Consider the following 22,698-nt stretch of genomic DNA (forward strand, 5'->3'; position numbering starts at 1 on the left):
GCGCCCAGGCGATCCGCAAGAAACCTGGCCGCACCGAATACCAGCGCGGCATCCTGGCGCCGGCCCCGGAGGGCGGCTGGCAGGTGAGCATCACCGGGCAGCAGGGCTCGGGCGTGCTGCGCTCGATGAGCGAGGCCAATTGCTTCATCGTGCTGGGGCCGGAGCAGGCCACGGTCGCCGCCGGCAGCGAGGTGGACATCATGCTGTTCGACGGGCTGCTGTGAAACCCGGCAGAACCGGAGCAGCGATCTCCCTGCGTCTGCGCGACCATCCAGAATCGCCATGGCATGACCATCGCACAAACGCCTGTCGCGGCTCGGAATGCCCTCAGACGACAGACAACGGCGCAGGCGACAGATCGAGCATGATACGCAGTTCGACGTTGTCCGGATTGCGCGGCTGCCAAACGCGACCGATGACCATAAAGATGATTGGTTGCCCAGGGAACTGAATCAGGTCGCCGATCACCGGCGTTATCGCGCCGGTGTGGGGTGTCAGATCCAAGTCGATGTCTCTTGCTGCGGCTTGAGCGGCTGGGGTGAACTCAAGGGTGATCGTGAGTTTCATATGGACCCGTTCGTGGTTGAGAATATTGGATCGTTGGATTATTCCATTATTCCATTCTTCCACATTGCGCTGGCCCGCTCCCGCGCCAGCGCGACCTGCTTGCGCGGCGCATGCGTTTTGCCGGCCTAGCTTTTCGGATTGGTGTGTTCGCCGTAGTAGAACATTGCCGAGCGGGCTGTGTGAGTCAGGAAGGATCGGCAGTCTTCGTTTCCGATGCAGATCTTGGAGCGTTCCGTCGCGGCGCCAAGCAAAACCTCCTTCGCCGCGCTGTCGGCCCGATCAAGGGCGACGGCGCGTGCGCGCTGGTCGGTGAGATCGTCATCGACAAGGAAATAGCGCTTTGAGAGCAGATGTGAAAGCATGAAATCGCTCAATGCCTCCTGCACCGATATCGACAAGCCAAACACTCTCTTCGGCATGTTTGCCGGATTGACGCCTCCCCAGTCATAGGTCCCACCCTCGCGGTTTCGACGTGGGTTGACGGTGAATTTGGATGACATGGTACCCACCGCCATCACATGAATACGGTCTGTCGGCTGCCCCATGGACGACTGCGCTTCGTGGACCGCGAGCATGCCCGGCGCATTGGCGTACAGGCCGCCGTCAACATATTGATTGTTGTTGAACGTATATCGTGGAAAGTATGCGGGCGCCGCGCTAGTCGCCATGGCGACATCCACCAGCCGGCATTTATGATCTCGCTTGAAATCCGGATGATGAGGCGTCTTGAAGATCTGCGGCCTGCCCGTCGAGTAATTGATCACCGGTATGATCACCGGATGCCGGCATGCGCCGAGGACTTGATCGCCAAAGATCTTCTTGTCACGAAGCAGCGACTGCAATGGCGCTGAAGAAAATGGTGCGCGCCAGATTCCCGCCAGAGACCAGCGCCGCTTGAAGATCAAGCCCCCATGACTGGCGAGAAGCTCAACAATGCGCTGGGCAGGGATTTCCATCGCAATGGCCAATGCCAGGATGCCACCGATCGATGTGCCCGTCACAAGATCGAACCGAGTGGCGATTGGCGCGCCAATCTCGTCTTCGAAGTCAGCTAGCAATTTGGCCGTATAAAGGCCTCGGAAGCCTCCGCCTGACAGCGCCAGGATCTGAAACCGTCCGGAGTCTGCATTTGTCATTCGGGACCTCCTCGCCGGAACTTCGATGACACGTCCTTATCCCGTTGCTTCTCACTGTGCAGCAAGAAGCATGATAATCATTTGTCGAAGCCGTTGTCAGCATTCCGAAATGCAGCCTGACGCTGGCGCCGCGTGTGCAGATGGTCAACGAGGGCATGCAAGCCCTGGCCCGCGGCGCGCAACAGATCAACCAGACCCTGAGCAATTGTCCGAGGCGGCCCAGCAGACGGTGGAGATCGAAGCGCGCGCGGGAGATGTTTACAGGCACATTACGACTGCTATAGCAAGCTTATCGACGTGTATCTTGACATGCCCCTGGATGCCGGACCCTACGATATGATCGCCTTTCCGGGCGCAATGACACAAAATCATACGTTATGCCTGCTATTCGAAGCACATCGACAGGCGATGAAATCGCAGCTGAAATCGGTGCCCGCCTGCGCTCCAAGCGCATAGAACGCAACATCACGATCGAGGACCTGGCCAAACGCGCCGGGATCGGCCGGACCGCTCTGGGCGACCTGGAGGCCGGACGGGATGTGCGCGTATCCACGCTGGCAAAGGTGATGCGAGCGCTGGGCATGATCGGCAGCCTGGACGCTGCCTTCCCGGATACCTTGCCCTCAAGCGAAGCGCTGTCTGCGCGAGGCGAAGTCCGCAAGCGCGCCTACAAACCCAGGGCGCGATAGGCGATCGAGGCGCGCGCCGGGCGCCTGTTCACACGCTGAGCGCGCAAGTGCAACCGTTGCCAAAGCGGCTCTGGCGCCAACCCGAGGGATGTACGCGACGGTCGTGTCGCCGGCGGAGACCCGCTTCATCGGCGGCGACACCGCGTGCCAGCACCAGTGCGCCCGAGCGCCACCGCGCCAGTTGCCGAGGACTCACATGCCAGCGGCTTCGAGTTCGCGGCCACGGGTTTCCGGCAGCGTCAGCGCGGCAATGATGAGCACGCCATAGGCCGCCGCGGCGAAGATGCCGATGCTGGCGCCGAGACCATATTGCTTGGACAGCGCGCCGATCAGGAAGGGAAAGAGTGCGCCGACAGCCCGGCCGAAGTTGTAGCAAAAGCCTTGGCCGGATCCGCGTACCCGCGTCGGGAACAGTTCGGTCAGGAACGCGCCCATGCCGCTGAAAATGCCCGAAGCGAAGAAGCCGAGCGGGAAGCCCAGCCAGAACATGGCGCCGTTGCTCAACGGCAGCATCGTGTAGCCAAAGGCAACCGTCATCGAACCCACCGCGAAGAGAATGAAGTTCGGCTTGCGGCCAAGCCTGTCGGTCAGATAGGAACTGACGAGGTAGCCGATCCACGAGCCGAAGATGATCATGGCCAGGTATCCCCCCGTCCCCATCACCGTCAGGTGACGCTCGGTCTTCAGGTACGTCGGCAGCCAGGTCGTGATCGCGTAGTACCCGCCTTGTGCGCCGGTCGCCAGCAGCGCCGCGCGCACCGTCGTCGACAGCAGCTTCGGGCTGAAGATCTCCGTGAAACGGGGACGATCGCTCGCCTTGCCTTGCGCCGCCTTCTCTTTTTCGTAGACGTCCGGCTCCTTCACGTAGCGGCGGATGACCACCACCAGCAGCGCCGGGAGCAGGCCGACGAGGAACAGCGCGCGCCACGCCAGTTCGGGCGGCAGGACCGAGAACAGCACGGAATACAGGATGGCCGTCAGCCCCCAGCCAATCGCCCAGCCCGACTGCACCAGGCCGACGGCCTTGCCGCGATCCTTGGCGCGGATCACCTCCCCGATCAGCACGGCGCCGGCGGTCCATTCGCCGCCGAAACCGAAACCCATCAGCGCACGCGCGGCCAGCAGTTGCTCGTAGTTCTGCGCCAGCCCGCACAGGCCGGTAAAGACCGCGAACCACACCACGGTCAATTGCAGCGTCCGGACTCGGCCGATGCGGTCCGACAGGATGCCGGCGGCCCAGCCGCCCAGTGCCGAAGCCAGCAATGTGAGCGTACCGATGAAGCCGGCGTCGGCCAGGCTGATACCCCAGGTAGCGATCAGCGTCGGAATGACGAAGGAGAGCATCTGCGTATCCATGCCGTCGAGCATGTAGCCCACCTTGCAGCTCCAGAAAGCGCGCTTCTGGCGGGGCGATGCATCGCCGTACCAGGAGAACAGGTTGCCGCCGGCGTCGACAGGCGCCGTTGCTGCAACGGAGGAAACCATCGCGGGATTGGCGGCGGCTGCCGCCGCGGGGGTCTTGTTGTCCATGAAACGCTCCTGGGCGCGTGAGTTGAACGGTCGTTCGCGCGGATCTTTCGTTGGCCGCCGGCGGTCTCCGGCGTCCTGGCTTGTTACGGTGACGGCTTCCGGGGAAAGCGAAAAACGACAAAGCGGACTGCGTTGCCCCGGTGGACTAGAACACGGCAAGCGAGGCGTTCTTGATATCGGTCACCAACATGTGGCCGGGCTTGTGCGCGATCGCCAGCGGCAACTTCGCGGCCATGATCGCGGTCTGGGGTGTGACGCCGCAGGCCCAGTAGACCGGCAGCTCTCCTGGCTTGATCGTGACGGGATCGCCGAACTCAGGCTTGGCCAGGTCTTCGATGCCCAGCTCGGCCGGGTCGCCGATGTGGATTGGCGCACCATGGACGGCGGGGAAACGGCTGGTGATCTGCACGGCGCGAATCGCCTCGGCACCGCGCATGGGCCGCATCGACACCACCAGCTCGCCACCGAAAACGCCCGCGCGCCGGTTCGCGATCCTGGTGCGGTACATCGGCACGTTGCGGCCTTCCTCGACATGCCGCAAGGGGATGCCTTCCTGCGCCAGCATGTGCTCGAACGAGAACGAGCAGCCGATGGCGAACACCACGAAATCGTTCTGCCACAGGTCGGCCAGCGATTCGGCCTCTTCGGCCAGCCGCCCGTCGCGATAAACGTTGTAAGCCGGCACATCATTGCGGATGTCCACCTCGCGCCCGAGTACCGGCACATGCCATTGTCCAGGCTCACCGACGCCCAGCAACGGACACGGCTTCGGATTGGCCTGGCAAAAGCGCAGGAAATCGCTAGCGTGCGCCGACGGCAGGATGGCCAGGTTGGCCTGGGCGTAGTCGCCGCAATAGCCTGCGGTGGGGCCACGGAACTGCCCGCTGCGCACGGTCCGGCGAAAGTCGAAAGGCATCAGGTCTTCGGGCATCTGCGTTCTCATGTCGTGATGACGTCGTCGTGGTTGCCTTGAACGATAGAGAGTAAAATTTTTTATCGCCAACGACTTTTTGTTGGCACCTCTGTATAGATTTTCTTAACAACCTTACGGGTTTCCCCTAGCCGCACCGAGCTGGTGCCAAACCGGAATTAGCACCAACTGTCGGGATGTCCCTGGCAACTTAGCGCTTTCTCCAGCGATCCACGCTACAGCCTGATGAATACGCGATTCCTCGAAACCTTCGTCACGCTGGCCAAACTGCACAGCTTTCGTGCGACGGCAGCCGCGCTGCATGCGACGCCCGCTGCCATTTCCCAACGGATAAAGGCACTGGAAGATGAGCTGCAAACCGCGCTGGTCGACCGGGAGAGCCGCGAATTTCGATTGACGCCCAATGGCGAGTACCTGCTCGGGTACGCAAAGGGAGTGGTAGAGGCCGCACGGCGGCTGCAGGCCGCCGCCTCTGGCGACAGCAAGATCCGCGGGCGCCTGCGCCTGGGCGTGATCGAGACCGTGGTGCACAGCTGGCTGCCGAACTACATGCGACGGATCGCCGCGGACTACCCGCAGCTGGAAGTCGAACTGACCGCCGATGTGAGCGTGGTGCTGCAGCGCAAGCTGATTGCCGACGAGCTCGATCTCATCATTCGCGTCGAAGGCAGCGATGAAAGCAACGTGGTGTGCAATGCACTCGCCAACTATCCCGTGCACTGGGTAGCGCGCGCAGGCTTGCTGTCGCACACGCGCGGCTCGCTCGCCAGCCAGGTGCTGCAACATCCCATCCTGACGTTCGGCCGGGGGACCGCGCCGCATCGCGCGCTGGAGGACATCGTGGCCAAACTCGCGGGCGCCCTCGGCGTGCCGCTTTCGGAAACCCGCATTACCGGGTCGCCGTCGATTGCCGTGATCGTGCAGCTCGTGCGCGATGGTTTCGGCGTGGCCGCGATTCCGCGCCTGTTTGTCGACAAGCTGATCGAGAGCGGCGAAGTCGTGGAGCTACCGCTGCAGCCCGCGCCTCCGTCGATCGTGGTGTCGATGTCGCGGCGTGCCGACGCGCCGCTGTTCGTGCATGGCGCCGCCAACTCGGCACGCGCGGCCTGTGCGGAATACTGCCGCAACAGCAACAAGCGGCTGGTTGAGCCGCTGTGACGCCGCGCACAGGCTGGGCCCGGAGGCAGCCGCCGGTGTTGCGCCGGCGGCCTTCCCTGATGCGTTCGCGCCCCGATACAGCTCAGGGCTTCTTTGGCCGCACTGCGTCTGCCGTATCCTGGATGAAAGCCTGGATCTTCACCACGTCCTGCGCCGTCAGCTTGCCGGTGAAATCCGGCATGCCCTGCTGCACGAAGGGACCGTTGAACACGATCTTGCCCAGGTTCTCGATCAGGCCGGACCCGACGTAGGCCAGATTGGGGATATTGCCGCCCTTGTCCACCCCCGGCACGCCATGGCAGAACACGCAGTTGTTGACGTACAGCTTCTGCCCTTCCTGCACATGGGCGGGGTTGTACTTGACGCCGGACAACAACTCGGCCATCGGATACGCTGCCGCTTCGGCGGCCTTGGCCTTGCCGCCCACGGCAAACGTGTAGACCGTGCCGGGCGCCTTGCGGTCGGTGGCGCGTGCGCTCAGGCCGAACACGCCACCCCACCCTACCGCAATCGAGACATACTGCTTGCCGTCGACAAGGTAGGTGACCGGCGGGGCCACGACCCCGGTGCCGACCGGCGCCTCCCATAGCTTTTCGCCGCTAGCCGCGTGATAGGCGATGAAGCGGCCGTCCGCAGTGCCCTGGAACACCAGGTTGCCGGCCGTGGTCAGCGTGCCGCCGTTCCACGGTCCCGCATAGTCCTGGTGCCAGACGGCCTTCTGCGCGATCGGGTCCCATGCGATCAGCCTGCCGAACGGCTTGCTTGTCGGCGGCTCGGCATTGACCAGCATGCCGAGGTTCCACCCCACCCCGCTGTGCGCCTCCTGGGAATCCTTCTGGTTGCGCGCCCAGGCCTTGTCGTCCGCCAGGGTCAGGGGCACGTGCTGCGCCGGAATATAGGCCAGGCCGGTGCGCGGGTTGAACGACATGGCATGCCAGTTATGCGCGCCGAACGGGCCGGGCACCATATCGACCGGCTTGAGGCTGGTACTGGCAAGCGGATTCTCGACCGGCCGCCCATCCTTGTCGTAGCCCGTGGCCCAGTTCACGTCGACGAAGTTCTTGGCCGAGATGAACTTGCCGTTGGTGCGGTCGATCACGAAGAAGAAGCCGTTCTTCGGCGCGTGCAGGATCACCTTGCGCGGCTGGCCGTCGATCTTGAGGTCGGCCAGGATGATGTCCTGCGTCGAGGTGTAGTCGGAATTGTCGCCCGGCGTTTCCTGGTAGTGCCAGACGTATTCGCCGGTATCGGGATTGAGCGCCACCACCGAGGCCAGGTAGAGATTGTCGCCGCCGCCGGGGCTGCGCAGCTTGCGGCTCCAGGGCGCGCCGTTACCCGTGCCGATATACATCAGGTTCAGCTCGGGGTCGAAGGCCATGGTGTTCCACACGGTGCCGCCGCCGCCATTGAGCCAGTATTTGCCGCTCGGGTCCCAGGTGCCGGCCGCGCGGGCCATGGCCTCGTTCTCGAACGGCTTGGCGGGGTCTCCCGGCACCGTGAACCAGCGCCACCGCTGCGCGCCGGTCTCGGCGTCGTAGGCAGTGATGTAGCCGCGCGCGCCGTACTCTGCCCCACCGTTGCCGATGATGACCTTGCCCTTGTACACGCGCGGTGCGCCGGTGATGGTGTAGGAGAACTTGTGATCCACCACGGTGTCCTGCTCCCACGCCTTCTTGCCGGTCGCGGCGTCGATGGCCACCAGCCGGCCGTCGAAGGCACCCACGAAAACCTTGCCCTTGTAGACCGCCACGCCGCGGTTCACCACGTCGCAGCAACCCTTGTAGCCGAGATTGCGCGGCACCTTGGGATCGTAGGTCCAGAGCCGCTTGCCGGTGCGCGCGTCGATGGCGTGGACCACGCTCCACGGCGCCGTCACATACATCACGCCGTCGACCACCAGCGGCGTGGCCTCGACCCCGCGCGTCGATTCCAGGTCATAGGACCAGGCCAGGCCCAGCTGCGCGGCGTTGCCGGTGTTGACCTGGTCGAGCTGGCTGAAACGCGTTTCCGCGTAGTCCAGCCCGTAGGAAGGCCAGTTGGCGGTACCACGCTCATTGGCGCGGATCGCCGCGCCGTCGATAGCGGCGGTGATGGCACGCACCTTTTGCACGGTGAGCGCCCTGGCGGGCGCGGCGTCGGCGCCGAGCGCCGCGCCCGCCGCCGATGCCAGCGCAAGCGCCGCGGCCGTCCCCAGCCACAGCGCGGCTGCCCTGTCCTGCTTGCTCCTGCTTGTTCTCATCATGGTCTGCTTTCCTTGTCCGGTCCGGTCAAAATGCTTTGAGCACGCGAAGATTGAAACGGCTGCCTTCCATCGGCCCGTTGCGCACCGAGATGTCCTGCCCATAGATGCCCAGCACCTGCACGGCCGGGGTCGGGAACCACGCCATCCCCAGTAAAAACTTGGAAGTATTGGTGTTGTCGTTGCGGGAGACGCCGTTCACCTTGCTTTCGCCGCCGGCCGTGTAGGACAGCCCGCCACGGATGTCGAAGGTGTCGGTGACGTTGTAGCGCAGCCAGCCCTGGCCCTGGAACAGCGGGGCTTGCTTCAGGGTGGCCGAGGCCGCACCAAACTTGTTGTTGTCGCCATAGAAGGTCACGTCGGCAATCAGGTCGAGGGTGAACTTGCCGGCCAGTGGCGTGATGTAGCCCGCCTGCAAGGCAAACTTCCAGCGGTTCTCGCCAAGGTTGAGTGCCCGCTCCTTGTCGTAGCTGCCAACCGGCACGTAGAGGAACGGTGTAATGCCGAAGTACCGTTTCTGCTGCGGCTGGTTGACCAGCCATACGGTCGCGGCCAGGATCGGATCGCCCATGCCGCCGCTGCTGCCGAGCCCGCTCAGCTGGTCGCGCCCGCGCAGGTTGCCGAACGGCAGCAGGATCTGCGGGTCGACGGTGAAGCCGGCGATGTCCACGAAATGCACATAGCGCGCGATGCCGATATCCGAGTTCAGGTTGCCGCCGGCCACCTGCCTGCCGCTGGCGTAGACCTTGTCGCGCTCCGCGTGCTGGTAGTAAAGCATGGCCAGGTTGGTGCCTGCCGGCAGCGCCGTATAGTCGCCGGCGTCCACGTCGATGGCGTGCGCGGGCGCTGCCGCCAGCAGCAGGGCCGCGATGGCGCCGCCATAGCGCAGGGACGAACGCATCCTCCGGCGCATGGCCGGTCCTTGTTGTTGCATGTCTCCTCCATTTTTTGTTGTGTGCCCATGCCGCGGCACAGCCAGAGGGCCGTGCCGGGTCTGACGGGCGGGATGCCGCAGGTGCTCAGGCTGCCTGCTGGCGCGCGATATTGATCACGCTCAGTTGCGCATACTCGGCCAGGCCTTCGGCGGCGAACTCCACGCCCACGCCGGACTCCTTGGCGCCCACCAGGGGGATGTGCGGGCCGAAATGCAGGTGATGGTTGACCCAGGCCGTGCCCACGTCGAGCCGCTGCGCCACGGCGTAGGCACGCGCCTGGTCGGACGACCACACCGAGCCGCCCAGGCCGTAGGGCGAGCCGTTTACGCGCGCCACGGCATCGTCCAGGTCTTCGTACCGGAGCACCGGCAGGATCGGCGCGAACTGTTCCTCGGCAACCAGCGCATTGGTGTCGGGCAGGTCGCGCACGATGGTGGGCGCGATAAAGTAGCCATCGCCCTTGAGCGCGGCGCCACCGGCCAGCACCTTGCCGTCGCGCCGGGCCGCGGCCAGGAAGCGGCCGGCCTTGTCGAACTGCATGGCGTTCTGCAGCGGCCCGAGAGTCACGCCGGACTCGGCGCCGTTGCCAACCACGGCCTGCCTGGCCAGTTCGGCCAGCGCATCGCAAAGCTCGTCATGGATCGCGGCATGCACGTACAGGCGCTTGAGCGCCAGGCATACCTGCCCGCAGTTGTAGAAGGCGCTGCCGAAGATCCTGGGCGCGATCTGCGCTACGTTGGCGTCGTCGAGCACGATGGCCCCGTCGTTGCCGCCAAGCTCCAGCGTGATGCGCTTGAGGCGGGGCCCGGCGCTTTCCATCACCTTCTTGCCCGTCGCGGTGGAGCCGGTAAACGAGACCTTGGCCACATCGGGATGCGACGTCAGCAAGCCGCCCAGATCGTTGAGATCGGTGATCACGTTGAGCACGCCTGCAGGGAAGATGCCGTTGGCGATGGCGCCGAGCTGCAGCGAAGCCAGCGGCGTGGTCGGCGCGGGCTTGAGCACCACGGTATTGCCCATCAGCAGCGCGGGCGCGATCTTGTAGGCGGCGATCAGCACCGGGAAATTCCACGCGGCAATGGCGGCGACCACGCCCAGCGGCTTGTGATGGACTTCGATGCGATGGGTGGCATCGTCCTGCACCACCGATACCGGCAGTTCCATGCCGGCGATATGGCGCACGAACGCCAGCGCGAACTGCAGCTCCTGGCGCGCCTCGGCCAGCGGCTTGCCCTGCTCCAGCACCAGCGACGCGGCGAGGTCTTCCGCGTTGGCCGCCATTTCGTCGGCCAAGCGCAGCAGCAAGGCGCGGCGCGCTGGCAGCCCGAGCGCCGCCCAGCCCGGCTGGGCCGCCTTGGCCGCCGCCACGGCCGCGTGCGCATCGCGCTCGGTCGCGCGGGATACCGTATTGAACACCTTGCCCGTGGCGGGATTGATCACGTCCAGCAGGGCCCCGCCCTCGACCAGCTTGCCGCCGATCACCAGTGCTGCATTGCTTGGCATATTGTCTGTCTCCTTTGTCTGTGCAGGTAGCGCTCATGCGCTCGTACTGCTTACTGCAAAGGCCGTGCCCAGCACACCGTGCGCGCGCTCGCCCGCCGCCGAATCCACGTCATCCCGCGCGTTGCAGCCCGTTGCAGCTCGTTGCAGCCGCTCCCCAAGCCTGATGGATGCAGCCGTGCGTGCAAGCGGCGCCGTATTGCTGTCTCAAACTGCGCCGGTGTCTCGACACAACTGAGACATGCCGGGAAAAAGAAAAGGCCCCCGATAACCGCGCACGCGATCATCGGGGGCCCTGAGGGCGCTAGTCCGGCTGCGCTCAGCCGGGGTTGTGGCGCGCCAGCTTGCGATACAGGGTGGCGCGCGAGATGCCCAGTGCGCGCGCAGCCTGCGAGCGATTGCCACTGAGCTGAGCCAGGGTCCTGTGGATCAGTTCGTTCTGCACATCCGCCATGACGGTGGAGTGGCCAAGGGCGGGCCGCGCCTCCAGCGCCGGTGTGCTGGCCGCGGCCGCCACCCAGCAGTCGTCGAAATGCTCGCGCCCCACGATTTCGCTATCGCCGGACAAGGCAATGGCTGCGCGCAGCACCTGGTGGAGCTCGCGGACATTGCCGGGCCAGTGGTGCGACATGACCAGGGCCATGGCATCGGCGTCGAGCCGCTTGGACCGCCCGCGCGCGAGCGACTGCAGGACGGCCGCCACCAGCTCGGGCATGTCCGTGCGCTCGCGCAGGGCAGGCATGCGCACCGACATGCCATTCAGGCGGTAGAACAAGTCCTCCCGGAAGGTGCCCTCGCGCACCAGGTCGGGAAGATGACGGTGGGTCGCGCAGATCACGGAGATATCGACCGGCACCGGCTTGCTGCTGCCGATGCGGGTCAGGCTGCGCTCCTGCAGCACGCTCAGCAGCCGGGTCTGCAGCGCCAGCGGCATATCGCCGATCTCATCCAGGAAGAGCGTGCCATGATTGGCCTGTTCTATCTTGCCTGCGCTGCCGCCCTTGCGGCTGCCGGTAAATGCACCGTCGGCATAGCCGAACAGTTCGGCTTCGGCCAGGCTTTCGGGAATCGCCGAGCAGTTGAGCGAGACGAAGGCTTCGCCCGGCCGGCTGGCCTCGTGCAGGGCACGCGCCAGCATGCTCTTGCCGGTACCTGTCTCACCCAGCACGATCACCGGCACCTGCTCGCGGATCACGGTCACGGCCTTCTCGACGGTGCGCGACAGCGCCGCATCGGCAATCACGCATGACCCGCCGTCGGCCAGCTTGGCGCCGTCGCCGCCATCGCTGCCATGCTGCCGGCGCGCGCGCATCGGCGCCATGGTCTGGTCGAGCGAAACAAAGAAGCGCTCGCCGCCAAGCGCCCTCAGCGAGGCATGGCGGGAGGCCGCCGTGCCATGCAGACCGCTGGCGAAGACCTGGCGCAGCTCGGTACCGGCACCGCCAGCGCCGCGCAGTTTCAGCATCTGCCGAGCGGCACGGTTGGCGGCCACGATCACGTCATCGCCCGAGATCGCGACAATGCCCTCGGCCGGCGTATGCAGCATGCGATGGTCATGATGCAGATGCAAGATGCGGCAGCCATGCAGCCTGGCGTACAGCCGGTTCTCGATCGACATGGCGGCCGACTGCACGAGGCCAAGCGCGTAGCTGGGCAGGTCCACGCCGAAACCGGTGATGTCGATCACGCCGATCAGCTGGTCGTGGCAGTCGTAGATCGGCGCCGCCGCGCATACCACGTCGACAAGCTCATTGAGATAATGCTCGCCGCGCCGTATCTCCACCGCCCCGCCGCCTTCGATCAGCACGCAGGCCGGCGCGTTGGTGCCGAGCGAGCTCTCGCATACGCGCTTGCCGCCCCGGAGCACKGCCGCGGCAGCCGGGCCAATCCCGGCGCGGGTGCCCGCGTTGGAGCTGACGATCATGCCGTCGGCGTTGGTGCAAAACACAAGCCAGTGCTGTGCGGGAAACGCGCGCGCCAGAATCTCCATGTCCTCGCCGGAGGCATCGATCAGCACCCGATGTTCATCCTCGATCCATTGCAGCTGCGTGCGCGAGACAGCCGTGCTGAACAGCGCCTGATCCTCGGGCCGCATGCCGGCGCTGGAGGCGCGCTGCCAGCTTCTGGCAATCAGGTCAGGTACGGTCCCGGGAGGAATGCGCTTCCCGTCGAAAAAATTCCGTCTCGCGAGCTGCACGTCCGTTGCCGGCCCAATCGATGCATGCCTCATTCAGTCGTCTCCGTACGGTCCTGTTCTCATGGCGGCAACTGCCGCTGCTGCCGCGGCGGGGGCGCGCGCGCTGGAGAGGAACTGTAAGTGAGGCCCCCTCTGTTTTCAAGCGCATGACGGCGCGGAACATGGTTTTCACCTAGCGGACAAGCACGAAGCCGGCACCCTTGCTGCGAAGCGGGCGGCACACCGTCTCAATTTGAGACAGTGCCGGCCAATGGCGGCCAATGGCAGGCAATGCCGCCAGGAACGCAAGAGGCACAGCCGGTGCCACCAGACCCGCTTTGCCAGCCGCCGTTGCGCCATGTAGTCCCCGTTTTGACGTGGCCTCCTGGTTGGCCACGCGGTTGGCCACGCGGGCCGGATCCACTTCAGGCAGCAAAAACGCAGCCCAGCGCCTAGTCTTTCCTTGTGGTAGCAGCCAGGAGAGCGCAATGAACGAAGAAACCTTCAACCTCAGCATCCGCAAGTTCCTCAAGGTCGTCGGCGTGAGCTCGCAGCGGGAAATCGAGCTGGCGGTGTCCAAGGCGATCGCCGCCGGCACCATCACCGGAACCGAACGCTTCCCGGTCGTGGTCACGCTGGAGCTGGCCGCCTTGCAGGTCAAGGTCCGGTTCGACGCAGAGATTCAGCTCGAGTGACGCCACTTGCCAATGCACTGGCCCCCTATTGCGTATGGCGAGGGTGGCCTGGCGCCACCATGCAGATCGCGGTCAATGCCGATGCTACGGCTGGAGAACCTCACGGCGTTTGCAGCGACACCCCGTACTGCGCGAAGATCTGCTGCAGCTCGCCGCTGCGGCGGATCGCGTCCAGCGCGTTCTGCAGTGACTCGGCGAGCTCGCTCTCGTCGGCCTTGACCGCCATGCCGATGGCCCAGCCGCGCGCGGGCAGCAGCGGCGAGGCAACGTCCACGGCGGCGAAACGCGCGGCGGACTGGCCGGCCACCTTGAGCGCGCTTTCGTATTGCGAGCGCGTGACCATTGCCGCGGCAATCTCGCCGGCAAACAGCGCGCGCAGCGTTTCGTCTGGCCCGGGATAGATCTTCACCTTGTCGCGCAGCGCGCCCTGCGCCCCGGACAACAGGGCATTGGCACCGGCGGAGCCGGCTTCCGCGCCGGTAGGCTGCCCGGCCAGATCCCCTAGCTGCCGGACCTCGGAGACGCGCTCACGGTCGTGTACCAGCACGAACATCTCGCGGTGATAGGGCGCAAAGATCAGCGCCTTGTCGTTCGCACGCATGAACGCACGGTCCACCGGCACATGCAGCATCACATCCGCCGGGCCATAGCCCAGGTAATGGCCACGCCAGACCATGTTGCGCAGGTCGTCGGACATGTTCTCGTCGCCATCGAACGGCAGCAGCGACACCGCCAGCCCCATCTGCTTGCTCAGGGCCTTCGCCAGCGCCACGTCGATGCCCGGCAACAGGTTGCCCGCTGCCGTGGAGAATGGCGGCAGGCTCTTATAGACGGCCACCTTCAAGGTCCCGCTCTGGCGGATCTTGGCCATATCGGCCAGCGACGGCTGGGCGCAGGCGAGCGCGGCAACCGCCAGCAGTGCGCCGGCCAGGCGACGCAGGCCAGCCTGGACTGGCATGGAGGGTGCGAGGCCGCGAAAAGAGCTGGCGCGCATGGGAGGTCTCCTGTTTTTTTGATCGTTGTGGTTGTGAATCCGGGGGGTACGGGAATCCGGGGATGCGCGGGCAGCCCCCGCCTCCCCCTTACTCGTGGCGCGATTCGAGGTAAGTCTTGATGGACCAGACGGCTTCCTGGCTCAGCACGCCGTCGAACGGCGGCATGTAGACCCGGCCGTCGCGCGTACGCCCCTTGCGCACGGTGGCGGTGAAGTATTGCGAGACCTCGCCCATGCATTCCTGCTTTTTCTTCGCGTTGGCCAGCGCCGTGCAATCGCCATCCAGCTTGCGCAGATCCGGCGCGATGCCACCGGACACCGCTTCCAGGCCATGGCAGCGCGCGCAGTTCTGGTTGTAGGCCGAGGAGCCGATACGCAGTGCTTCCTGCTGCGCATCGCCGCTCCTGTATGGATTATCCGGACGCCATTCTTCGCCGAGTTGCGGTAGTGTCTTGGTGTCCACGGCTTGCGGCGTGACGTCGCCATGAGCCGATGCGGCTTGGGGCAGCGCTGCGGCCAGGAGCGTGCAGATGGCAATCAGGGCAAGTGTGCGGCGTGGTGTTTTCATCAGTGTCACCTCCAGTTGTTGAACGCGTTTTGAAGGTGACTTCCGCAAAAGCCGTACCAAGCGCAAAGTGGGCCAAAAACCGGGCCGGCCCCCGGCAAATGGTTAGCGTGTGACACAGCCGGCCAATACCAGTGCCCTGGAATGCAACACCCTGGCAAGCGTTTTGCTTCATGACGCAACACTTCCGGGCCATGTCGATCACGCCAGGACTCGGAACGACCCGCGCACAGATCGCGGGCGACTTCCACAGGAGACAGAAAAATGACTTTCCAAGCGGCCGCTGGCCCGCATGTGCCCGGCGCCTCGCCGGCGGTAACGGGCAACCCGGCGGAGGGCAACCCGGCGGAGGGCGACCGGCCCGGCCTGATCGCCCAGGCCCACCAGCGCTCCGAATCCTATGGCTTGCGGCCCTATGAATCGCCGGACTTCTGCCCGGTGCTCCAGAACGAGCTGAATACCCAGATCGAGCGCAGCCAGTCGCTGTTTACCTACGCGCTGCCGGTCATGGAGACACTCTATGACCAGATCGTCAACACGCAGAGCATGGTGATCCTGACGGACGCTGCCGGCCTGATCCTGCACTCGCTGGGCGATGACGATTTCCTGGCCAAGGCCAGCAAGGTGGCCTTGCAGCCCGGCGCCCTGTGGTCCGAGGAAAGCCGGGGCACCAACGCCATCGGCACCGCGCTGGCCGAGAACAAGGCCACGCTGGTCCACGGCGCGGAGCATTTCCTGGAGGCCAACCGCTTTCTCACGTGCTCGTGCATGCCCATCCTCGATGCCTACGGCAAGACCGTCGGCGCGCTCGACGTAACGGGTGACCAGCGCGGGTTCCACAAGCACACCATGGCGCTGGTGCGGATGTCGGCGCAAATGATCGAGAACCAGCTGTTCGCCAATGCCTTCCAGGACATGGTGTGTGTCCGCTTCCACTCGCGCGCGGAGTTTATCGGCACCCTGGTCGAGGGCATCGCCTCCTTTACGCCGGGCGGACGCTTCCTGTCGGCCAACCGCAGCGCGCAGTTCCAGCTTGGGATGTCGGTCGGCGCCTTGCACGCGCACACCTTCTCCTCACTGTTCGGCCTGTCGCTGTCGCAGCTGTTCGACGCCGAGCGCAAGGCCCAGGGGGGCGTCGTGCACTTGCCGCTGCCAAGCGGCGTCAAGGTCAGCGCCCGCATCGAGTGGAAAGCGCCCGCCGCTTCCGTTCCGGCGGTGGCCATCGACCGTGGCGGCGCGCAAACGGACTGCAGGCCTGAAGCCACCTCCCTGCCCCACCGCGCGGCCACGCAGCCGGCCCAGCCCGGGCTGGACGACCTGGACACCGGCGATGCGCAGATCAAAAGCGTCATCACCAAGCTGCGCAAGGTGATCGGCAAGGATATTCCCGTCATGGTGCTGGGGGAAACCGGCACCGGCAAGGAACTGCTGGCCCGTGCCATCCACGCCGACAGCCCGCGCCATGCCGGGCCCTTCATCGCTGTCAACTGCGCCTCGATACCCGAGACGCTGATCGAATCCGAGCTGTTCGGCTACGAAGAAGGCGCCTTCACCGGCGCCCGCAAGAAGGGCGGCATCGGCAAGATGCTGCTGGCCAATGGCGGCACCCTCTTCCTCGACGAAATCGGCGATATGCCCTTGCACCTGCAGGCGCGCATGCTGCGGGCGCTGCAGGAGCGCGCGGTCACGCCGCTGGGCAGCAGCAAGGTGATCCACGTCGACGTGTCCGTGATCTGCGCCACCAATCGCAATATGCGGGAGCAGGTGGCCAATGGCATGTTCCGGGAAGACCTTTACTACCGCCTGAACGGCCTCGTGGTGCGGCTGCCGGCATTGCGCGAGCGCAGCGACCTCGATGTGGTGGCCAACAAGCTGTTGCGCGAGGGCCAGGCCAGCGGGGGACCGCGCATCAAGGATTCGGTCATGGAGATGTTCCGCAGCTATCACTGGCCGGGTAATATCCGCCAGCTCGGCAACCTGCTGCGCACCGCGCGCCTGATGGCCGAAGGCGAGGCGGAGATCACCGAGGACCACCTGCCCGACGATTTCCTGGAAGACCGGCTGGCACGCCAGGCCACCACCCATCCCGCGCATGGCGCCACGGTGGCGGCAGACGCCGCGCCGGACGGCGAGCGCGCCGCGCAGGCCGCGCCCCGCGCCCAGCCCACCCGCCTGGCCGACGTCGAGGCGCTGGCCATCGTCGCCGCGGTCAAGGCGCACCACGGCAATATTTCCGCGGCGGCCAAGGCGCTCGGCATCTCGCGCAACACGGTCTACCGGAAGCTGGACGAGGCCAACGCGCTGCCGCAGCAAGGTGGCTGAGACGGCAGCCGTGCGCGCCGGCCGGCGCTCAGGCCAGCGGCTCGCCGTTCATCCACAGGTCTTCCAGTTCGCGCCAGGCGTGCTGCACATTCAAGGGATGGCGCGCAGCGAAATAGCGCCAATGGCGGTACGGCTCGGCGGCGGCCGGGCTGAGCACGCGCGCCGCATCGCCGCCCGCTTCCAGTGCGGCGGCGACGCCGCCGGCCAACGCGTCCAGGTAGGCCAGCGTGGGCGCCAGCGTTTGCGCCGGCGTGCCCAGCGCGGTGCCCACCACGATATCGGCGGGTAGCGCGGACACGGCGCGCAGCGCGCGCCGCCAGCCTTGCAGGGACGCCTCCTGCATCTCCGGAACGCGGTCGCGGTAGGCCAGGCCGCCCACGCATAATAGCCGCCGCCGCGGCGCATACAGCACAGTATCCGAAGCGCTATGGGCCCCAGCGTGGACCTGCACCTCCCATGCGGTGGCGCCGGTCTGCAGGCGATCGCCATGGCGCAAGCCGGGTTCAGGCAACACGATCTGCGTGCCGCGCATCGCGGCTGGCCCCAGTTGCGCGGCCAGCCGGGCCAGGCACGCCTCGCAGCGCTGGCGCATCAGGCTAGCGGTGGCGGCAGAGGCCAGGAACGCGGGGCGCGGCCGCAAGCGCGCGAACGCCGCGTTGGCCAGCACGTTCTCGGGATGCGCATGGGTGTTGACCACCCAGCGCACCGGCTCGGGCGTCACTGCCCGGATCGCCGCCAGCAGCCCCTTCCCCCAGGCCAGATGCGGACCCGGGTCGACCACCAGCACCCCGGCTCCGGTCACATGGACCAGGGTCGGCACCACCTCCCCGGCATTGGCCCGCGCCACCTCGGCATTGGCTGCGCTGGCCACATACACACCAGGCTGCAACCTCGCCAGCACCACGCGGCCCAGTGCAGCGACCGGTCCGGCGCCGCCGAGCGCCATCACCAGCAGGGCGCCCATGAATCCGCGCCGGGTGGGATCTGTCACCGCTGCCCGCCCGCCGCGCGGATGGCTGTCCGCAGGGCCTCGGCCATGGCACCGGCAGGCAAGTGTCCGCCTGGCACCCAGACCAGCCGCGCCTGGGGCATGACCGCCTGCAAGCGCAGGGCATTGGCCGGCCGGCAGACCGCATCGGCACGGCCATGCAGCAACGTCACCGGCACGTCCCGCGCGCCGATCCGCGCCGCCGCCTTCAGCAGCGCCGGCTTGCCCAGCCCGGCACGGCGGCGCAGGTAATGCGCCTGAACCCGGTACTTGTCCACCGCCGCCATGCGCTCGCGCCACGGCTTGCGCACCGGCTGCATCCGGCCAAGACCCAGCATCCGCCGTTCGGCGCGCTGCCACTGTCCGGCAGTGTCCAGTTTTTGAACAGGCGTACCACTTTGCAACACTTGTGACACAGTGAGCAGGCGGGCCCGGGCATCGGACGACCGCTCGCCCCTAGCCATGACGCGCCGCAACACCGCGCCGCCGCGCAGAGAAAAAAGCCGATGGATATCGTCGCGGCCAGTCAGGAAAGCGCCCCGCAGCACCAGGGCCGCCACCGCGTCGGGATAGCGCGCGGCATAGGCCAGCGCCAGCGCGGCTCCCCAGGACCCGCCCACCACGCTCCAGCGCTGGATGCCAAGCGCTTCGCGCAGCTGCTCCAGGTCTGCCAGCAGCGCGCCCACCGTATTGCGGCGCAGCGTGCCGGCGGGCCGCGAACGGCCCGCGCCACGCTGGTCGGGCATCACCACGCGGTGCCGCAACGGATCGAACCACGCCCCCATCGACGGGCTGCAGCCGCTGCCCGGCCCGCCGTGCAGCACCAGCCATGGATCACCCGAGGCCGGGCCAGCCTGTCGCACATGCATGCGGTGGCCATCCCGCATACGGAGAAAAGAACAATGGGACGGCGGCGGCGCTGCGGGCATGGATGTTGCCTCGGAAAGAACGCGGCGATGTCCGCCGCAAGACAACGCAATGCATTCACTAACTATGCCACCCCCGAGGAGGAGACATGAACTGGACCACCCCCGCCTACAAAGAACTGCGCCTGGGTTTCGAGATCACGATGTACATCGCCAACCGCTGAGCCCCTTTGCCTGAACGCGCCAACCTGGCAAGGCCCGCTCCCCGCGGGCCTTTTTTCTCGCTGGCGGGCTTTTTGCTCTTCGACTCCGTCACGAACCCTATCGATACGCGCCATGACAATACTCCGGGTCCTGGGATCGGCCGCAGGCGGTGGCTTTCCCCAGTGGAACTGCAACTGCCGCCAATGCGATGGCGTACGCAACGGCACGCTGCGCGCCACGCCACGTACGCAGTCGTCGATCGCCTTGAGCGACGCAGGACAGGACTGGGTGCTGGTCAACGCCTCCCCCGACATCCTCGAGCAGCTGCGCCAGGCGCCAGCGCTGCAGCCGGCGCGCCAGCCGCGCGACACTGGGATTGCCGGGGTGGTGCTGATGGACGCCCAGATCGATCACGTGACCGGCCTCCTGATGTTGCGCGAGCATCGGCAAGCGCTGCCGGTCTACGCCACCGCGGCGGTACTGCAGGATCTCGGCACGGCGTTCCCGCTGACACGCATGCTGTCGCACTACTGCGGGCTGGACACGCACACGCTGGCCCTGGACGACGCGCCCTTCACGGTGCCACCGCTCCATGGCGTGATGCTGACGGCGGTGCCGCTGGAGAGCAAGGCGCCGCCCTACTCCCCCAACCGCAACGCGCCGCAGCGTGGCGACAATATCGGCCTTCGCATCGTCGATGCCGCCACCGGCCGGCGCGCCTTCTATGCGCCCGGGCTGGGCCGCATCGAGCCGCGCGTGCTCGACGAACTGCAGCGCGCCGACGTGGTGCTGGTGGACGGCACCTGCTGGCGCGACGACGAGATGCAGCAGCTTGGCTTCTCCGCCAAGACCGCCGCGGACATGGGGCATCTCGCGCTGTCCGGCCCAGGCGGCATGATCGAGACGCTCGACCGCCTGCCCGCGGCACGCAAGATCCTGATCCACATCAACAATACCAACCCGATCCTGGTGGACGACTCGCCGCAGCGCGGCCTGCTGGCGGACCACGGCATCGAGGTGGCCTACGACGGCATGGAAATCACGCTATGACACAAGCCACGGCCTGGAGCCCCGCCGAATTCGAAGCGCGCCTGCGCGCGAAAGAGACCGGCTATCACATCCACCACCCGTTCAACCTGCGCATGGCGGCCGGGCAATGCACGCCGGCGCAGATTCGCGCGTGGGTGGCCAACCGCTTCTACTACCAGACCAGCATCCCGCTCAAGGACGCTGCCGTCCTCTCCAACTGCACCGACCGCGCCACGCGCCGCGAGTGGGTCGTGCGCATCCTGGACCATGACGGCACAGACACGCAGGAAGGCGGCATCGAAGCCTGGCTGCGGCTGGGCCAGGCGGTGGGACTCACGCGGGACGCGCTGTGGTCGCACCGGCACGTGCTGCCCGGCGTGCGCTTCGCCGTTGACGCCTATGTGAACTTCGCGCGACGCGCGCCCTGGCAGGAGGCCGTGTGTTCCTCGCTGACCGAGATGTTCGCCCCGGAAATCCACAAGGAGCGCCTGGCCGGCTGGCCCGGGCACTATCCGTGGATCGAAGCGCAAGGCCTGGATTATTTCCGCTCACGCATTCCGCTTGCGCAGCGCGACGTCGATCACGGCCTGCGCGTGACGCTTGGCTACTTCCGCACGCCGGAGCAGCAGCAGCGCGCGCTGGACATACTTCAATTCAAGCTCGACATCCTGTGGTCGATGCTCGACGCCATCCAACTTGCCCACCCATGACCCCGACCGAAGCCGACCTGACCAAGCCGACGCTGCACCGGACCTTTCGCCTGCAGTGGGAAGACGCCCAGCAGAGCTGGATCCTGCTCTATCCGGAAGGCATGGTCACGCTCAACGACAGCGCGGCTGCCATCTTGCAGCGCTGCGACGGCAGCCACACCCTCGACATGCTGATCGACGACCTGCAGTCCGCCTTCGGCGTGCAGGGCATCGCACCGGAGGTACACGCCTTTGTCAAACATGCCATCGAACGCGGCTGGCTGGTCTGAGCCGCCAGCAGCCATGGCGCCGCCCGGGCCGCCGCTATGGCTGCTGGCGGAACTGACCTACCGCTGCCCGCTCCATTGCGCCTTCTGCTCCAACCCGGTGGACTATGCGCGGCATGATGCCGAGCTCGACACCGCCCAGTGGTGCGACGTTTTCACCCAGGCGCGCGCGCTGGGCGCCGTGCAACTGGGCCTGTCGGGCGGCGAACCCCTGCTGCGCAAAGACCTGGAAACACTGGTCGAGCATGCCCACGGGCTGGGCTTCTACACCAACCTCATCACCTCCGGCATCGGCCTCACGGATGCGCGGCTGGCCGCCTTGCGCGTCGCCGGGCTCGACCATATCCAGCTATCGTTCCAGGACTCCACGCGCGAGCTCAACGATTTTCTCTCCAGTACCCGCACCTTCAATCTGAAGCAACGCGTGGCGCGCCTGATCAAGGCGCACGGTTATCCGATGGTGATGAACTGCGTGCTGCACCGGCATAACCTGCCCCATGTCGGCGCCATCATCGAGATGGCGCTGGAGATGGGCGCCGAGTACCTGGAACTGGCCAACACCCAATACTACGGATGGGCCTGGGAAAACCGGCAGGCGCTGATGCCCACGCATGAGCAGCTGCGCGAAGCCGAAGCGATCGTGAATGCATACCGCGCACGCATCGGCAACCGGTGCAAGATCCTGTTCGTGGTGCCCGATTACTTCGAGCAACGGCCCAAGAAATGCATGAACGGCTGGGGCACCACCTTCCTTGGTGTGGCGCCCGACGGCGTCGCGCTGCCCTGCCACGCGGCCCGCATGCTGCCCGGGCTCGACCTGCCGAATGTCACCACGCAATCGCTGCGCGAAATATGGCGCGACAGCGACGCCTTCCAGCGTTTTCGCGGCACGCACTGGCTGCCGGAGCCTTGCCGATCCTGCGATTCTCAGGCGCAAGACCATGGCGGGTGCCGCTGCCAGGCGTTCCTGCTGACCGGCGATGCCGCCGCCACGGATCCGGTTTGCGATCGGTCCGGAGAACATGGGAAGGTCATGGAGATCGTGCTACAGGGCAGGCTGGCCGAGGTGCAGGCGCGCGGGCGGGAGCACGGGATGGTCTTCCGCAGCGATGGGAATTCGCTCAGGCTAAGCAGCGAAGCGGACTGCGCTGGTAGTGAAAGCGCTAAATAGAAAATCAAGAACAGAAAAATCAAAGAC

Annotated in this window: 21 protein-coding genes and 1 pseudogene; 10 read left to right on the forward strand and 12 right to left on the reverse strand. The window is 66.0% G+C overall.

Annotated features, from left to right (window positions below; all coding sequences use genetic code 11):
* A pseudogene (locus tag AB4061_RS33500) lies at nt 1-224 on the forward strand (molybdopterin molybdenumtransferase MoeA); the annotation flags it as partial.
* 103 nt (nt 225-327) lie between these two features.
* Here AB4061_RS33500 and AB4061_RS33505 read toward each other — a convergent pair.
* Nucleotides 328-567, reverse strand: coding sequence for a hypothetical protein (locus tag AB4061_RS33505; protein WP_441640478.1), 240 nt, complete (start codon nt 565-567; stop codon nt 328-330).
* A 125-nt stretch (nt 568-692) separates the two neighbouring features.
* Complete coding sequence (locus AB4061_RS33510; protein ID WP_441640479.1) at nt 693-1,703, reverse strand: CBASS cGAMP-activated phospholipase; 1,011 nt, start codon at nt 1,701-1,703, stop codon at nt 693-695.
* Between the two features lie 377 nt (nt 1,704-2,080).
* On the opposite strand from AB4061_RS33510, the gene AB4061_RS33515 reads away from it, so the two are divergent.
* The gene (locus AB4061_RS33515) at nt 2,081-2,392 is read left to right on the forward strand and encodes a helix-turn-helix domain-containing protein (RefSeq protein ID WP_441640480.1); all 312 of its coding nucleotides are present in this window, start codon (nt 2,081-2,083) and stop codon (nt 2,390-2,392) included.
* 192 nt (nt 2,393-2,584) lie between these two features.
* Here AB4061_RS33515 and AB4061_RS33520 read toward each other — a convergent pair whose 3' ends face one another.
* Both AB4061_RS33520 and AB4061_RS33525 read right to left on the reverse strand, forming a co-directional pair.
* A complete protein-coding gene (locus AB4061_RS33520; protein WP_441640481.1) occupies nt 2,585-3,922 on the reverse strand; it encodes an MFS transporter in 1,338 nt (445 codons plus the stop codon).
* A gap of 145 nt (nt 3,923-4,067) precedes the next feature.
* Complete coding sequence (locus AB4061_RS33525) at nt 4,068-4,841, reverse strand: putative hydro-lyase (RefSeq protein WP_441640518.1); 774 nt, start codon at nt 4,839-4,841, stop codon at nt 4,068-4,070.
* A 237-nt stretch (nt 4,842-5,078) separates the two neighbouring features.
* Here AB4061_RS33525 and AB4061_RS33530 point away from each other — a divergent pair, with 237 nt between their 5' ends.
* Nucleotides 5,079-6,011 (forward strand): LysR family transcriptional regulator, encoded by a 933-nt coding sequence (locus AB4061_RS33530; protein WP_441640482.1) that lies wholly within the window; start codon nt 5,079-5,081, stop codon nt 6,009-6,011.
* 82 nt (nt 6,012-6,093) lie between these two features.
* Here AB4061_RS33530 and AB4061_RS33535 read toward each other — a convergent pair whose 3' ends face one another.
* The 4 genes from AB4061_RS33535 to AB4061_RS33550 form a co-directional block, all read right to left on the reverse strand.
* Nucleotides 6,094-8,253, reverse strand: a complete 2,160-nt coding sequence (locus AB4061_RS33535; protein ID WP_441640483.1) for a PQQ-dependent dehydrogenase, methanol/ethanol family — start codon at nt 8,251-8,253, stop codon at nt 6,094-6,096.
* A 25-nt stretch (nt 8,254-8,278) separates the two neighbouring features.
* Nucleotides 8,279-9,163, reverse strand: a complete 885-nt coding sequence (locus tag AB4061_RS33540) for a transporter (RefSeq protein ID WP_441640519.1) — start codon at nt 9,161-9,163, stop codon at nt 8,279-8,281.
* A 106-nt stretch (nt 9,164-9,269) separates the two neighbouring features.
* Complete coding sequence (locus tag AB4061_RS33545; RefSeq protein ID WP_441640484.1) at nt 9,270-10,688, reverse strand: aldehyde dehydrogenase family protein; 1,419 nt, start codon at nt 10,686-10,688, stop codon at nt 9,270-9,272.
* A 316-nt stretch (nt 10,689-11,004) separates the two neighbouring features.
* Nucleotides 11,005-12,915 (reverse strand): sigma-54-dependent Fis family transcriptional regulator, encoded by a 1,911-nt coding sequence (locus AB4061_RS33550; RefSeq protein ID WP_441640485.1) that lies wholly within the window; start codon nt 12,913-12,915, stop codon nt 11,005-11,007.
* Between the two features lie 434 nt (nt 12,916-13,349).
* Between AB4061_RS33550 and AB4061_RS33555 the strand changes: the two genes are divergently transcribed.
* The gene (locus AB4061_RS33555) at nt 13,350-13,556 is read left to right on the forward strand and encodes a DUF6494 family protein (RefSeq protein ID WP_441640486.1); all 207 of its coding nucleotides are present in this window, start codon (nt 13,350-13,352) and stop codon (nt 13,554-13,556) included.
* A 100-nt stretch (nt 13,557-13,656) separates the two neighbouring features.
* Here AB4061_RS33555 and AB4061_RS33560 read toward each other — a convergent pair whose 3' ends face one another.
* Together AB4061_RS33560 and pedF are read right to left on the reverse strand one after the other, a co-directional pair.
* Nucleotides 13,657-14,550 carry a substrate-binding periplasmic protein gene (locus tag AB4061_RS33560; RefSeq protein WP_441640487.1) on the reverse strand — a complete coding sequence of 298 codons (894 nt, stop codon included), beginning with the start codon at nt 14,548-14,550 and terminating at the stop codon, nt 13,657-13,659.
* A gap of 88 nt (nt 14,551-14,638) precedes the next feature.
* On the reverse strand, nt 14,639-15,118 hold the full coding sequence (pedF, locus tag AB4061_RS33565; protein ID WP_441640488.1) for a cytochrome c-550 PedF: 480 nt from the start codon (nt 15,116-15,118) through the stop codon (nt 14,639-14,641).
* Between the two features lie 261 nt (nt 15,119-15,379).
* Between pedF and AB4061_RS33570 the strand changes: the two genes are divergently transcribed.
* The gene (locus AB4061_RS33570; RefSeq protein ID WP_441640489.1) at nt 15,380-17,437 is read left to right on the forward strand and encodes a sigma-54-dependent Fis family transcriptional regulator; all 2,058 of its coding nucleotides are present in this window, start codon (nt 15,380-15,382) and stop codon (nt 17,435-17,437) included.
* A 28-nt stretch (nt 17,438-17,465) separates the two neighbouring features.
* Here the strand turns inward: AB4061_RS33570 and AB4061_RS33575 are convergent, their stop codons facing one another.
* Nucleotides 17,466-18,401, reverse strand: a complete 936-nt coding sequence (locus tag AB4061_RS33575; protein ID WP_441640490.1) for an MBL fold metallo-hydrolase — start codon at nt 18,399-18,401, stop codon at nt 17,466-17,468.
* 23 nt (nt 18,402-18,424) lie between these two features.
* Nucleotides 18,425-19,354: an alpha/beta fold hydrolase gene (locus AB4061_RS33580; RefSeq protein ID WP_441640491.1), complete on the reverse strand. Its 930-nt coding sequence runs from the start codon at nt 19,352-19,354 to the stop codon at nt 18,425-18,427.
* An 86-nt stretch (nt 19,355-19,440) separates the two neighbouring features.
* Here AB4061_RS33580 and pqqA point away from each other — a divergent pair, with 86 nt between their 5' ends.
* The 5 genes from pqqA (at nt 19,441) to pqqE (ending at nt 22,671) form a co-directional block, all read left to right on the forward strand.
* A complete protein-coding gene (gene pqqA, locus AB4061_RS33585) occupies nt 19,441-19,515 on the forward strand; it encodes a pyrroloquinoline quinone precursor peptide PqqA (RefSeq protein WP_006161450.1) in 75 nt (24 codons plus the stop codon).
* A 112-nt stretch (nt 19,516-19,627) separates the two neighbouring features.
* On the forward strand, nt 19,628-20,545 hold the full coding sequence (gene pqqB / locus AB4061_RS33590) for a pyrroloquinoline quinone biosynthesis protein PqqB (protein ID WP_441640492.1): 918 nt from the start codon (nt 19,628-19,630) through the stop codon (nt 20,543-20,545).
* A complete protein-coding gene (gene pqqC / locus AB4061_RS33595; RefSeq protein WP_441640493.1) occupies nt 20,542-21,234 on the forward strand; it encodes a pyrroloquinoline-quinone synthase PqqC in 693 nt (230 codons plus the stop codon). Before pqqB ends, pqqC begins: the two co-directional genes overlap by 4 nt.
* Nucleotides 21,231-21,503 (forward strand): pyrroloquinoline quinone biosynthesis peptide chaperone PqqD, encoded by a 273-nt coding sequence (gene pqqD, locus AB4061_RS33600; RefSeq protein ID WP_035862268.1) that lies wholly within the window; start codon nt 21,231-21,233, stop codon nt 21,501-21,503. Before pqqC ends, pqqD begins: the two co-directional genes overlap by 4 nt.
* A complete protein-coding gene (gene pqqE / locus AB4061_RS33605; protein ID WP_441640494.1) occupies nt 21,475-22,671 on the forward strand; it encodes a pyrroloquinoline quinone biosynthesis protein PqqE in 1,197 nt (398 codons plus the stop codon). Before pqqD ends, pqqE begins: the two co-directional genes overlap by 29 nt.
* Nucleotides 22,672-22,698: the final 27 nt, after the last annotated feature.

The organism is Cupriavidus sp. YAF13, assembly GCF_052113425.1.
Taxonomy (GTDB): domain Bacteria; phylum Pseudomonadota; class Gammaproteobacteria; order Burkholderiales; family Burkholderiaceae; genus Cupriavidus.